This window comes from Saccharomonospora azurea NA-128 (assembly GCF_000231055.2).
In the GTDB taxonomy this organism is placed as follows: domain Bacteria; phylum Actinomycetota; class Actinomycetes; order Mycobacteriales; family Pseudonocardiaceae; genus Saccharomonospora; species Saccharomonospora azurea.
Genome location: NZ_CM001466.1, coordinates 1,173,847 through 1,186,647, shown reverse-complemented (window position 1 = coordinate 1,186,647; position 12,801 = coordinate 1,173,847). Strand labels below are relative to the sequence as shown.

At 72.6% G+C, this 12,801-nt stretch carries 13 protein-coding genes; 3 read left to right on the top strand and 10 right to left on the bottom strand.

All coding sequences use genetic code 11. The features are described 5' to 3' along the window. The 3 genes from SACAZDRAFT_RS22355 to SACAZDRAFT_RS05285 all read right to left on the bottom strand — a co-directional run. Positions 1-927: serine/threonine-protein kinase (locus SACAZDRAFT_RS22355; RefSeq protein ID WP_005439374.1), on the bottom strand; the 927-nt coding region annotated here is incomplete at its 3' end. 168 nt (positions 928-1,095) lie between these two features. Further along, positions 1,096-1,809, bottom strand: coding sequence for a TVP38/TMEM64 family protein (locus tag SACAZDRAFT_RS05290; protein ID WP_005439373.1), 714 nt, complete (start codon positions 1,807-1,809; stop codon positions 1,096-1,098). A gap of 61 nt (positions 1,810-1,870) precedes the next feature. Beyond that, positions 1,871-3,139 carry an AMP-binding protein gene (locus SACAZDRAFT_RS05285; RefSeq protein ID WP_005439371.1) on the bottom strand — a complete coding sequence of 423 codons (1,269 nt, stop codon included), beginning with the start codon at positions 3,137-3,139 and terminating at the stop codon, positions 1,871-1,873. A 132-nt stretch (positions 3,140-3,271) separates the two neighbouring features. On the opposite strand from SACAZDRAFT_RS05285, the gene SACAZDRAFT_RS05280 reads away from it, so the two are divergent. After that, positions 3,272-4,087: an endonuclease/exonuclease/phosphatase family protein gene (locus SACAZDRAFT_RS05280; RefSeq protein ID WP_005439370.1), complete on the top strand. Its 816-nt coding sequence runs from the start codon at positions 3,272-3,274 to the stop codon at positions 4,085-4,087. Between the two features lie 16 nt (positions 4,088-4,103). Here SACAZDRAFT_RS05280 and SACAZDRAFT_RS05275 read toward each other — a convergent pair whose 3' ends face one another. After that, complete coding sequence (locus SACAZDRAFT_RS05275; protein WP_005439369.1) at positions 4,104-5,660, bottom strand: alpha/beta hydrolase; 1,557 nt, start codon at positions 5,658-5,660, stop codon at positions 4,104-4,106. Positions 5,661-5,740: 80 nt separating this feature from the next. Then, on the bottom strand, positions 5,741-6,523 hold the full coding sequence (locus SACAZDRAFT_RS05270; RefSeq protein WP_005439368.1) for a pyrimidine reductase family protein: 783 nt from the start codon (positions 6,521-6,523) through the stop codon (positions 5,741-5,743). Positions 6,524-6,579: 56 nt separating this feature from the next. On the opposite strand from SACAZDRAFT_RS05270, the gene zapE reads away from it, so the two are divergent. Beyond that, complete coding sequence (gene zapE, locus SACAZDRAFT_RS05265) at positions 6,580-7,626, top strand: cell division protein ZapE (RefSeq protein ID WP_005439367.1); 1,047 nt, start codon at positions 6,580-6,582, stop codon at positions 7,624-7,626. Here zapE and SACAZDRAFT_RS05260 read toward each other — a convergent pair. Further along, positions 7,574-8,221: a hypothetical protein gene (locus SACAZDRAFT_RS05260; RefSeq protein WP_005439366.1), complete on the bottom strand. Its 648-nt coding sequence runs from the start codon at positions 8,219-8,221 to the stop codon at positions 7,574-7,576. The two genes, zapE and SACAZDRAFT_RS05260, sit on opposite strands and share 53 nt — an antisense overlap. Beyond that, positions 8,218-9,453 (bottom strand): ornithine--oxo-acid transaminase, encoded by a 1,236-nt coding sequence (gene rocD, locus SACAZDRAFT_RS05255; RefSeq protein ID WP_005439365.1) that lies wholly within the window; start codon positions 9,451-9,453, stop codon positions 8,218-8,220. Before rocD ends, SACAZDRAFT_RS05260 begins: the two co-directional genes overlap by 4 nt. A 168-nt stretch (positions 9,454-9,621) precedes the next feature. Between rocD and SACAZDRAFT_RS05250 the strand changes: the two genes are divergently transcribed. Continuing rightward, positions 9,622-11,712: a S9 family peptidase gene (locus tag SACAZDRAFT_RS05250; protein WP_005439364.1), complete on the top strand. Its 2,091-nt coding sequence runs from the start codon at positions 9,622-9,624 to the stop codon at positions 11,710-11,712. 144 nt (positions 11,713-11,856) lie between these two features. On the opposite strand, the gene SACAZDRAFT_RS23985 is transcribed toward SACAZDRAFT_RS05250, so the two are convergent. The 3 genes from SACAZDRAFT_RS23985 to SACAZDRAFT_RS05240 are packed head-to-tail and all read right to left on the bottom strand — an operon-like array spanning position 11,857 to position 12,783. Further along, entirely contained in the window at positions 11,857-11,982 is a 126-nt protein-coding gene (locus tag SACAZDRAFT_RS23985) for a hypothetical protein (RefSeq protein ID WP_005439363.1), read from the bottom strand. Between the two features lie 40 nt (positions 11,983-12,022). Then, positions 12,023-12,394 (bottom strand): fluoride efflux transporter CrcB, encoded by a 372-nt coding sequence (gene crcB, locus SACAZDRAFT_RS05245; protein ID WP_005439362.1) that lies wholly within the window; start codon positions 12,392-12,394, stop codon positions 12,023-12,025. Beyond that, on the bottom strand, positions 12,391-12,783 hold the full coding sequence (locus SACAZDRAFT_RS05240) for a FluC/FEX family fluoride channel (RefSeq protein ID WP_005439352.1): 393 nt from the start codon (positions 12,781-12,783) through the stop codon (positions 12,391-12,393). Before SACAZDRAFT_RS05240 ends, crcB begins: the two co-directional genes overlap by 4 nt. Positions 12,784-12,801: the final 18 nt, after the last annotated feature.

Sequence of the window (12,801 nt, the reverse complement as noted above, 5' to 3'; positions counted from 1 at the left end):
CCGATGCCGTGCGCGCCGGCGCGACGGTTCATCTCCTGGATCGCCTCCAGGCGGTTCGGGCGAGGCCTCGCGGCGCCACGGCGGCGGACTCGCGGGGGAGGCGGGTGTGGCGGTCATCTCCCGCGTCTGCTCTTTGGGTGCCGGGGGTGCGACGGCGGCCGCCACGCCGGCCTGCCCGGAGGCGAGAGTGGCCAGCTTGTCACGCGCTTCGGTCATGCTCGGCCGGTTCTCCGGCTCCGGGCTGAGCAGCTGCATGAGCAGCGCGGTGGCGGGGCCGGCCTGCCGCGGCGGGTTGATCTTGCCGCTCGCCGCGGCGTACAGGAGCGCGAGCTGGTTGGTGTTGTCGCCGTAGGGCGGGAGGCCTTCGATCGCGTGGTACAGGGTGGCGCCGAGGGCGAACACGTCCGAACTGGGCTTCGGGTCCGCACCCCGCGCCAGTTCCGGCGCCAGGTAGGCGGGAGTGCCACCGATGAGTCCGGTCTGCGTGAGCGTGAGGTCGCCCGTGGCGCGTGAGATGCCGAAGTCGGTGATCTTGCAGACACCGTTGTCGTCGATGAGGATGTTGCCCGGCTTGATGTCGCGGTGCACGATCCCGGCGCGGTGAGCGGCGATGAGTGCGGAGGCCACCTGCTCGCCGATGCGCGCGACCTCGGGGACCGGCAGCGTCTCGTGTTCGACCAGCACCGCGGACAGACTCTGCGACGGCAGGTACTCCATCACGAGGCAGGGATCGCCCTCGTGCTCGGCGATGTCGAAGACGACGATGGCGTTGGGGTGCTGGAACCGGGCGGCGTTCCGCGCCTCGCGCATGGCGCGCTGCCGCATGGTGTCGCGCTCGGCGTCGGAGAGACCGGGCTGCGCGATGATCTGCTTCACCGCAACAGAGCGTTCGAGGCGCTCGTCGATCGCACGCCACACGATGCCCATGGCACCGCTTCCGATGTGCTCGACGAGGCGATAGTGACCTGCGATCAATTGACCGGTGTTGATGGCACTACTCCTCGGCTACGTTCCGTGCTGGTGACAGGGCGCGGGGTGCGAAAATGTGATCTCCGCACTCCGTTGAGTGTAGCGGTCGTGTTCCCGACCCCGACGTCAACCGCCGGGCGGGTCGGCGTCGCCTCCGTTCGTGCGCGAGACCGTTTCCTCCCTGCCTGCAACGGTTTTCCCTGCCGTCACCTCTTTCGGCTCCGCCGACCGCACCGCTCTGAGCAGGCCGAGCGCACCGAGCACGGCGAAGCCGGCGTAGCAGGCGACGAGCGCCGGTGGCGTGGTGCCGGTGAGCGCGTCACCGAGCACGACCACCGCGACCGTTCCCGGCACGCTCCCGATCGCCGTGCCGACGAGGTACGGCTTCGTCGGCAGAGCCGAGACTCCGCAGAGGTAGCTGAGCGGAGCGAAGGGGACGACCGGGATGAGCCGCAGCGACGCGACAGCGAGCGCCCCGCCGCCGGAGAGGCGGTCGTCGAGCGCTCGCACCGGCTTGCGGTGCAGGTGTCGCAGCACCACCTCGCGACCGAGGGAGCGCGCCAGCCGGAAGCCGAGCAGGCCCGACAGCACCGTCGCCACGAGCGCGACGGAGATGCCGACGACGTCGCCGAACAACAGCCCCGCCGCGAGGTTGAACACCGTGCGCGGCACGGGAGCCGCCGTGCACACCGCGTAGGCCGCGAAGAACGCCACGACGCCCAGCGCGCCGAGACCCTCGGCCCAGAGGCGCACCTGCGCGGGACCGGGAACCGGCACCAGCACGGCGACGACGGCGAGGGCGCCGAGGACGACCAGGCCCACCAGCACTCTCGTCGTCATCCGCACGGCCAACACGGTAGACGAGGGTCCGGACCGGCCCGGACCACGGTGCGCGCTCGTTTCAGTCCCTGCTCGCGGCGATGACGCGCCCGGTGTGGCGGAGGTGACCGTCGGCGTCGAGGACACCCGCGTCACCGGTGCAGAACCAGCCGTCGATGGTCCGGCGACCCTCGAACGCCTCCGGCGAGTCGAGCCGCCTGTCCGGGACCACGGTGCCGCGCACCTGGATCTCGCCGACGTCGCCCGGGAGCAGTGGAGCGCCTGTCTCGGGCTCGACGATCCGGATCTCGACGTCGGAGCCGACCGGCCGGCCACCCGTGTGGACGCGAACCCCGGGAGGCGCGTCGGAGGGCCACAGGGCGGCGGGCGAACACAGTTCCGGCGGGGAGTACAGGGCCGTGGCGGGGATGCCGAACGCTCGCTCGGCGCCCGACACCGCGTCCGGGGTCGAGGCGGGCTCACCCACCACACCGAGCCAGCGCCACGACGGCACGTCCTTCGTGCCCGCCAGGGCGGCGAGTGCGGTGGCCGACTCGGCGTCCGTGGCGACGTGGGTCGCGCCGAACCGGGCCACGTCGGCGAGGACGCGTTCCGGAGTCGGCGAGGCGTCGAGCAGGCACGTCGCTCCGGTGGTGAGGGCGGCGATCGCGAGGGTGAGCCACAGCGGAGAGGCCGGTGACTCCGTACACAGCACGACGTCGTCGCCGGTCAGGCCGATGGCGTGCGCGGTGGCGTTCGCGTGCCTGGTGAGTGCCGACTCGCGGTGCGCGGCCAGCTCGGGCAGGAACGCCGCGGCGAGCTCGTCGCCACGCACGTCCGGCATCGGCATGCCCACCGTCGGTGGGCTGGGCAGCCACGCGCCCGCGCCGACGTCGTACGGCGACGGGTCGACAGGCGGGGTGCGGCCCGGCGCGGGCACGACCGCCACGGTCGGGACGACGCCTCCGTGGGCGGCGCCCTGTCGCACGGCGTCGTGCAACGCCGTGTGGCAGGGCCCTGGATAGGGCAGCGCGACGACTCTGGGCCGTACCCGGCGCAGAGCGTCACCGAGCGCGTCGGCCGAGAGATCGGTTCCGGCGCACACGACGTGGGCACCGAGGGACGCGGTCGCGACGTGCCATTCGAGCACGGACGACCACGACGGCAGCACGACGAGCACGCCGTCACCGCGTCCGACACCGGCCGTCGCGAGGTCGGCGCGCAGCTGCAGCGTGTGGCGCCACAGTTCGGCGCGGCTGAGATGCTGCGGCTGATCGGGATCGGCGTCGATCGCGATGATGGCGTGCGGGTCGTGCTTGGTCTGGCCTGCGAGCAACGACAGAAGGTTCACCGACCGTCAGCGAAACATCTGTCCCGGGTTCAGTCAAGAGCCGGTCGGCGGGACTATGGTCTAGACATGTATACCCAAAGTGTCTCAACGTATGCAGAGCGTGTTCGTCGCCGGGTGCCGCTCGCTCGAACGGTGACCGCCGCGCTCGCCCTGCTGGCCGCCACGCTGCTCGCCACGCCCGCGGCCGCCGACTCCGCCAGGGTGCTGCGTGTGATGACCTACAACATGCACACCGGCATCGGGACCGACGGCCGGGCCGATCTCGGCCGGATCGCCGAGGTCATCCGGGACGCCGACGTCGACGTCGTGGGGCTGCAGGAGGTCGACGTCCACTGGTCCGACCGCAGCGCCTACGCCGACCAGGTCGCCGAACTCGCGCGGATGACGGGCATGTCGGCGTACTTCGCGCCGATCTACGACCTCGATCCCGAGCCCGGCCGCCAGGAACGGCGCCGTTACGGCGTGGCCGTGCTGAGCGACCACCCGATCCTGTCGGTCACCAACCACGAGATCACCCGGTGGTCGACGGTCGATCCGGACGGCGACCCCGAGCCGGCGCCCGGCTTCGCCGAGGCGGTGGTGTCGGTGGGCGGCAAGCCGGTCCACGTCTACAACACCCACCTCGACTACCGGCCCGACCCGTCGGTGCGACAGCAGCAGGTGGCGGACACACTGGAGATCCTTCGTCAGGACGGGCCCGGGGCGCGGCAGGTGCTGCTCGGTGACTTCAACGCCGAACCCGCGGCGCCGGAGCTCGCGCCGCTGTTCGCGCACGGGCGGGACGCGTGGGGCACCCGGGACGGCGGACTCACCTTTCCGGCCGACGACCCGGTGAAGCGCATCGACTACGTGACCGTGGCCGGTCCGATGCGCGTGCTGAACACCTCCGTGCCCGCGGTGACGGCCTCCGACCACCGGCCCGTCGTCGCCACGGTCCAGCTGCGTTGATCCGGCACGCCGGGCGTCACGCCGGGCACAGTGTCCCGTCGCGGGGCACCTCGCCGTCGACGAGGAAGGTGGCGACCTCCTCGCCGACGCACGGGGAGCCCAGCGCGCCGTGCCCGGCTCCCTCCCAGGCCACCCGCACCGCGCTGGGGATCTGCTCGGCGGCCCGGACCGTTCCCCTCTCGGGCGTGAGCGGATCGGTGGCGGTGCTGAGGACGAGGATCGGCGGGACGTCGGGTGAGCCCAACTCGGGGACGTCCTCCTGCCGGCTCGGCCACGGGCTGCACCAGACGAGTCGCTGCGCCACCACGGAACCGAACACGGGATGCTCGGTGCGCAGCGTGCGGGAGGTGTCGCGGAGCTGGTCGTGCGGCAAGCGGGCGCCGGTGTCGTTGCACCAGGTCACGAGCGCGGCGTCGGTTCTCGGCGCGCCGCTCCAGCTGTCCTCCAGCCAGGGCTCCACGAACGCGAACAGCGGTGTGGCGTCACCGCCGCGAGCGGCGTCGACGGCGTCGGCCAGCTCCTCCCAGCGTTGCGGTTGGGACAAGCCCGCGAGCACGGCCCGCCGCACGAGAACCGAGCTCATCCTGTGTTCGCCCGCTCGCAGGGGGGTGGCCCGGGCGTCGTCCGCGAGTTCGGACACGACCGCCCGGGCGTCGTCACCCAACGGGCAGTTCCGGCGCGCGCAGTCCGCGGCGAACTCGTCGAGCGTCGCCTCGGCTCCGGCGGCCACGTCCGTCACGACGCCGGCCGGGTCGTTCGACGGGTCGGGCACGCCGTCGAGCACGATGCGGCCCGCGTGCGTGGGGAACCGGACGGCGTAGTGGGCGGCGGGAAGGGAGCCGTCACCGTGTCCGAGCACGTTCAGCCGCTGGACCCCGAGCTGGGCGCGGAGTTCTTCGAGGTCGCCCGCGGTGCGCCAGCTGTCGTAGGCGGTCTGGACGTCCTCCAGCGCGATGGCGCACTGCTGCCCGGCCGTCCTGGCGGCGTCGAGGAGCGGGTCGACCGACGTGGCCGGATCGTGGCCCAGCAGGGTCTCCCGTTCAGGGTCGGGGATGCAGCGCACCGGGTCCGACGTGCCCGTGCCCCTGCGGTCGACACCGATGAGGGAGAACCTCTCCAGCACCTCGTCGGGCAGCGTCTCGGCGAGCCGCACCGCGTACCGGGTGCCCGGCTCGCCGCCCACGTCGTTGAGCACCACGAGCGGGATCGGGCCGTTGCCCACCTTGGTGACGCCGAGCCGGGTGAGGCCGAGCCCGGGAAGGCCGGGCGCATCGAGCGAGAGACTCAACCGGGCACACGACACCGGGTGGTTCCCGCCGCCTGCGCCCTCTCCGTCCAGGCCCTTCAGCAGTTCGGGCGGGCAGTCCTCCCACCGGAGTGTGGAGTTCTTCGGTTCGGCCAGGTCGGGCAGCGGCACGTCGGGAGTGGCCTCGGTGCTGGACCGGGACGCGGGCCCGGTGTCGCCCTCCAGGACGGGAGGCCGCGACGACGGACCCGCCGTGCACCCCGAGAGCAGCAGTCCGACCAGTGCGGACACCACGAGGTGTCGGCGAGCACGACCACGGCGCGGCACGGAACGGGCCCTCACTTCCTGCGGCTGACTTCCCCCGTCAACCTTGACACGGCACCGGTGAGGCACACGTGAGCGGGGCCTCACCGCGAGTGTGCGTCACCCCGGCGGTAGCGCAACATGAGGAACCCGTCCTCGTGCAGGACCGAGTCGAGGCGCAGCGACCGGGGCACGGGACTCGGCGCACCCGCGGCGATGCGTCCCGATCCCGCGCCCGCCAGCAGCGGCGCGACGGTGAGACACAGCTGGTCGACCGCGTCGGCGGCGATCAGGGCGGCGAACAGTTGCGGCCCACCCTCGCAGTTGACGCGCAGCAGCCCGCGCTCCGCCAGCGCCGCGAGGGTGAGTGAGGGCTCGACGAAGTCGGCGCCCGCCTCGACGACGTCGACACCAGCGGCGCGCAACGCCTCCTTGCGCTCGCGCGGCGCCCCGGTGGTGGTGACGACGATCGGCGGCACCGTGGTGTCGGTCACGATCGGATCGTCCGGGCTGATCCGGCAGGAACCGGTGACCACGGCCAGCGGCGGCAGCGCGCTCAGCCCGAGCCGGCGGCGGCGTTCGACGCGCAGCTCACGCGCCCGCACCCCGCGATAGCCCTCGGCCTGCGCGGTGCCCGCACCGACGAGGATCACGTCGGCGAGGTCGCGGCCCAGGGCGAAGACCCGCTTGTCGGCGGGGTGGGACAGGCCTTCGGAGCGGTCCGCCACGGCGACGGCGCCATCGGCCGACGACACGAAGTTGACCTGCACCCACGGGCGCGTCAGATCGGACGGGTAGTCGTAGAGGCGTTCGAGTTCGGCGTCGGTCACGGACTCGGACGCCGCATCGTGGTCCACGGTGGGCAGTAGCCGGTACACAACGGCCATCACAACACGGGACGACCGGCGAGGGCGGCACGGGGCCACCACATACGCTGATCGGTATGTCGACCGAGCAGCTCACCGCCCGCCGTCCCGAGATCGCCCCCGACGAACTGATCTCGACGCTGGTGCCCCCGCCCCGGTTCGACAGCGTGCGGTTCTCCACCTACGTGCCGAACCCCGCGGAGCTGAGTCAGGCCGAGGCCGTGACCGCGTGTTCGGCCTTCGCCGAGCGGGTCGGCGACTCCGGCGCGGGCGGGGCGAAGGGGTGGCGCGCGCTGTTCGGGCGTGGCCGGAAGCAGGCGGGCCGGCTCGGCCTCTACCTCGACGGCGGGTTCGGCGTCGGCAAGACGCACCTGCTCGCGTCGATCTGGCACGCGGTGCCCGGGCCGAAGGCGTACGGGACGTTCGTCGAGCTGACCCACGTGGTGGGCGCGCTCGGCTTCGGCGAGGCCGTGCGGCGGCTGTCGGGACACCGCCTGCTGGCCATCGACGAGTTCGAGCTCGACGATCCGGGCGACACGATGCTGGTGAACCGGCTGCTGCGCGAGCTGACCGACGCGGGCGTGTTCGTCGCCGCGACGTCCAACACGCTGCCCGACAAGCTCGGTGAGGGTCGGTTCGCGGCCGACGACTTCCTGCGTGAGATCCAGTCGCTGTCGGCGACGTTCGACGTCGTGCGCGTCGACGGCCCCGACTACCGGCACCGCGGCCTGCCCGACCCGCCCGAACCGTACGGCGACGAGGAGCTCGTGGCGTCGGCGAAGGGCTGGCCCGGTGCGACCCTGGACGACTTCGACGACCTCTGCGCGCACCTGGCGAGCCTGCATCCCTCCCGCTACGGCCGGCTCGTCGACGGCGTGGCCGCCGTGCACCTGCGCGGTATCCGGCCCGCCTCCGACCAGGCGATCGCGCTGCGGCTGGTCGCCCTCGCCGACCGCCTCTACGACCGGGCGATCCCCGTGCTCGTCTCCGGAGCGTCGCTCGGGGAGCTCTTCGACGAGGACATGCTCGCGGGCGGATACCGCAAGAAGTACCTGAGGGCGGTCAGCAGGCTCACCGCGTTGGCGCGGGACGCAGTGTCGCCGCAGACCGCATCCGACGCCTGAGCACGGCGGTCGTGACCACCGCGACCCCGGACACCAGCGACACGGCGGTCGCGGCGCCCCCGGCCACGTCGCTGACGTAGTGGTAGTCCAGGCCCGCCATGCCCACGGCGGCACCGGCCGTGAGCAGGCCGCCGCTCGTGATCGTGAGCACGCGGGCGCGGATCGAGCGGACCGCGAACGCCACCACCGTGACGGCGGCGACCAGGCTCACCGTGTGCCCGCTCGGGTACGCCAAATGGTCGTCGTAGTACCGGCCGAACGCCGGTTTCAGCACCCACGTGTTGAGCGACACCGCGAACGCGGGCCCGACGACGGCGAGAGCGACGACGTCGGCGCGCCGCCGCACGACGCCGACAGCGACCACGGCGACGAGGACCGCGAGCACCGCCCACGGCTCAGTGGGACCCACGAGAACGTGCGGCAACCACGTCCCGCCCACGGACTCGTCCACAGCGGATTCGAACGCGGCGTCGACGGCCGTCGGTCGTCGCTCACCGGCGACGGCGATGCCGAGCACGAGCGCGAGGACTCCGCTCGACACCGCCGTGACGGTCAGGCTCCGCGGGAACGCGGCACCGGATGTGCCGCCGGTCATCCCCGGCCGACGACCTCGGCGAGGGCGTCCACACCGCGGTCCAGTTCGGACTCCTCGACCACCAGCGGCGGCGCCAGGCGCAGCGTGTGCCCATGGGTTTCCTTGCACAGCACCCCGCGCCGCATGAGCGCCTCCGACGCCGCACGTCCGGTCAGGCCGCCGGGAGCGAGGTCGACGCCCGCCCACAGACCTCGGCCGCGCACCGCCGCGACACCGTCCCCGACCAGCGCGTTCAACCGTTCGTGCAAGTGCGCGCCCAGTGCGGTGGACCGCTGCTGGAACTCGCCCGTGGACAGCAGGCGGACCACGGCCCTGCCCACCGCGCACGCGAGCGGATTGCCGCCGAACGTCGAACCGTGCTCGCCCGGGCGCAGCACGCCGAGGACGTCCGCGCGGCCGACCACCGCCGACACGGGAAGGATGCCGCCGCCGAGCGCCTTGCCCAGCGTGTAGAGGTCGGCGGTGACCCGCTCGTGATCCAGCGCGAAGATCGTTCCGGTGCGGGCCAGCCCCGACTGGATTTCGTCGGCGATGAGCAGTGCCCCGGCCTCGTCGCAGAGCCTGCGGGCCTCGGCGAGGTAGCCGTCCGGCGGCACGACCACTCCGGCCTCGCCCTGGATGGGCTCCAGCAGCACCGCGGCCGTGTTCTCGGTCACGGCCTCCGCCAACGCCGCCGCGTCGCCGTAGGGCACCACCACGAATCCCGGCGTGAACGGGCCGAAGTCCGCGCGCGCTTCGTCGTCGGTGGAGAAGGACACGATCGTGGTCGTGCGGCCGTGGAAGTTGGAACCCGCGACGACGATCTGGGCCTGGTCCTCGGCCACGCCCTTCACGCGGTACGCCCATTTGCGGGCCACCTTGATCGCCGACTCGACCGCCTCGGCGCCGGAGTTCATCGGCAGCACCTTCTCGGTGCCGGTGAGCTCGGCCAGTTCCCGGCAGAACAGGCCCAGCTGGTCGTGGTGGAACGCGCGCGAGGTCAGGGTCACGCGCCCGAGCTGCCCGACCGCCGCCCGAACGAGGTCGGGGTGGCGGTGGCCGAAGTTCAGCGCCGAGTAACCGGACAGGAAGTCGAGGTAACGCTCGCCGTGCACGTCGGTCACCCACGCGCCCTCGGCCTCGGCGATCACGACGGGAAGCGGGTGGTAGTTGTGCGTGCTCCAGCGCTCGTCGAGTGCGATGAGGTCGGCAGCGCTGCTGGTCTCCGCGGACTTGTCGGCGAACGTCGTCATGCGTTCAGACTAAAGCGAAGGGTTCGGCGAAAACATCCGCTGAACATTGCCTGTCGCCGCCGTTCGTTGCGCATTCGGGCCTGAGTGGGCACGGATCGTTGCGTCGGCTCGTGGGAGCCTCCGGTGCGGGTGGCAGCTCACGGGCGGTGTCTGCGACAGTAAACGCTCGTGACGGACGATCTCTCTTTCCTGCGTCGACAGGCCCGCAGCCAGCGCTTCACGCTCGGAACGCCGAGGAACTTCCGCGTCTCTGGTGACGGTACCCGGGTGCTGTTCCTGCGGTCACGGACCGCGACCGACCGGCGTAACGACCTGCTGTGTCTCGACCTGCGCACCGGCGAGGAGTCGACGATCGTCGACACCGCCGCGCTGCTGCCCGGGGAGGAGGAGCTGCCCGCCGAGGAGCGCGCCCGCCGCGAGCGTGCGCGTGAGTCGTCCGGCGGCGTCGTCGGGTACGCCACCGACGACGATGTCCGTCTCGTGGCGTTCCCGCTCTCCGGCAAGCTGTACACCGCCGACCTCGACAGCGGCGACGTCCGCCTGCTCGTGGACGCCGCCGTCGTCGACCCCCGGCCCAACCCGGGCGGCACCCACGTCGCGTACGTGAGCGAGCGCAGGCTGCGCGTGATCGAGCTCGCGACCGGCGACGACCGGGCACTCGTGGACGACGAGGGGCCCGACGTCGCGTGGGGCCTCGCCGAGTTCATCGCCGCCGAGGAGCTCAGCCGCACGCGCGGCTACTGGTGGTCGCCCGACGGGCGGAGCCTCCTCGTGCAGCGCACCGACCGCTCGGACGTGCCGGTCTGGACCATCTCCGACCCGGCGAACCCGGAGCAGCCCGCCACCACCGTGGCCTATCCCGCCGCGGGCACCACGAACGCCTCGGTGTCACTGTCGTTCCTCGGCCTCGACGGCAGCCGCGTGGACGTCGAGCGCGGCGACTGGGAGTACCTGGTGGCCGCCCACTGGTCCGCCGCGGGCGAGCCGCTCATCGCCGTCGCCCCGCGCGACCAGAGCCGGATCGACGTCTACGCGCTCGACCCGCGCGACGGTTCCGCGCGCCTGCTGCACAGCGAGTCCGACGAGCGTTGGGTGGAGGTGATCACCGGCGTTCCCGCGTGGACCACGGACGGCAGGCTCGTGCACGTGGGCGTCCGCGACGACACCTACCGCGTGCTCGTGGACGGCGAGCCCGTGACTCCGCCCGGCCTGCAGGTGCGCTCGGTGCTGCACGTGGGCGACGAGGTGCTGTTCTCGGGCTCCGAGGACGACCCCACCCAGATCCATGTGTACCGCACGAACGACGGGCGGGTGGAGCGACTGTCGACCGTGGACGGTGTGCACGTCGGCGCGGGCACGGCCGAGGTGACCGTGCTCTCGACGTGGACCCTCTCCCGGAGCGGGCCTGCGGTGTCCGTACTGCGCGACGGCGACCGCGTGGCCGGCATCGGCTCGCACCCCATGGATCCGGGCCTGGAGCCGCGACCGGTGTGGCTCACGGTCGGCGAACGCGCGCTGCGTGCCGCGCTCGTCCTCCCCACCGGGCGCGAGATCGGCGACGGTGGCGAGGCACTGCCGGTGCTGCTCGACCCGTACGGCGGCCCGCACGCCCAGCGGGTGCTGCAGAGCCGCAACGCGTTCCTCACCCCGCAGTGGCTGGCCGACCAGGGCTTCGCCGTCCTCGTGACCGACGGCCGAGGCACGCCCGGCCGGGGCAACGCATGGGAGAAGGAGATCCACCACGCGTTCGCCGACGTCTCGCTGACCGACCAGGTGGACGCGCTGCACGCCGTCGCCGAACTCCACCCCGGTCTGCTCGACCTCGACCGCGTCGCCATGCGCGGCTGGTCGTACGGCGGGTACCTGTCGGCGCTGGCGGTGCTGCGCAGGCCCGACGTCGTCCACGCCGCCGTCGCCGGCGCCCCGGTGACCGACTGGTCGCTCTACGACACCGCCTACACCGAGCGTTACCTCGGGCATCCCGCCGAGCACCCGGACGTCTACGAGCACAACTCGCTGATCGCCGACGCGCCGTCGTTGCGGAGGCCGTTGATGATCGTGCACGGGCTCGCCGACGACAACGTGTTCGTCGCCCACGCCCTGCGGTTGTCGGGAGAGCTGCTGGCCGCGGGCCGCGACCACGTCTTCCTCCCGCTCGTCGGTGCCACGCACATGACGCCGCAGGCCGAGGAGGTCGCCGAGAACCTGATGGTGACCCAGGTGCGCTGGCTCAAGCGCCAACTCGGCGCCGAGGAGTAACCGCCGCACCGTGTCCGCGCCCCACGCACGGGTGTTCGCACTTCAGGGACGGGGCGTCCAGACCCCGCGGCGACCGTGATGTCGTGGGGTGCGGACACGCGTGCGCAGACTGCGGACACGCGTGCGCAAGGCGCGGACACGATGTCAGGGGGCTCGCTCGTCCACGCCGTGCCGGACCACGCCGAAGCCGGGCACGCGGGACGCCAGGTGCCGCAGGACCCGGTTGGCGCCGACGCGGTTGAGCCTGGCCAGTGTGCGAGGCAGCACCATGGCGCTCTCCTTCGCTGTCGAGACGTGCCTTCGTGCAGCGTCAGCCGAGCAGCCCGCCGAGGGCAAGCCCGGCCGCGGCGGCGCCGATACTCGCCCCGGTGGTCGCGACCACGTTGGCCACGGCTGTCGTGCGGGCGCCGTCCAGGAACACTCGCAGCGTCTCGTAGCCGAACGTCGAGAACGTGGTGAGCGCTCCGCAGAACCCGACGCCCACGACGGCGTGGAGTGTGTCGCCGGCCGCCCCGGTGACCGTGGTTCCGGCGACCACACCCAGCACGAGGCTGCCGAGGACGTTGACGACCAGCGTGCTGAGTGGGAAGCGGGTCGACTGCCTCCGCCGTAGCCACGTGTCGAGCAGGTACCGACCCGTGGCACCCGCCGCGCCGCCCAACGCCACCAGGAGCACCGTCACGACGGGCCGCCCGTCGACGCCGTCCGCAGCAGCCGATCGGTGCCGAGGAACCCGACGGCCACCGCCACCATCGACGCGGCCATGGACCCCCCGACGTACGCCGCCGCCACGACGACGTCCCCGTGCCGCGACAGCTCCACGGCCTCGACCGAGAACGTCGACACCGTGGTGAACCCGCCGAAGGCGCCGATGCCGAGGAACGGTCGCACCAGGCGCCCGGGCCTGCCGTGCTCGACGAACGCCATGAGCACCCCCAGCCCCAAGGACCCCAGCACGTTGGTCAGCAGCGTGGCCACGGGAAAGCCGCCGGCAGAGCGGGGCAGCAGTTCCGCGAGCCCGTAGCGGGCCAGGCTGCCGAGCGCCCCGCCCGCCGCGATGGCGATCAGCACGTCCCCTCGGTGACCGCG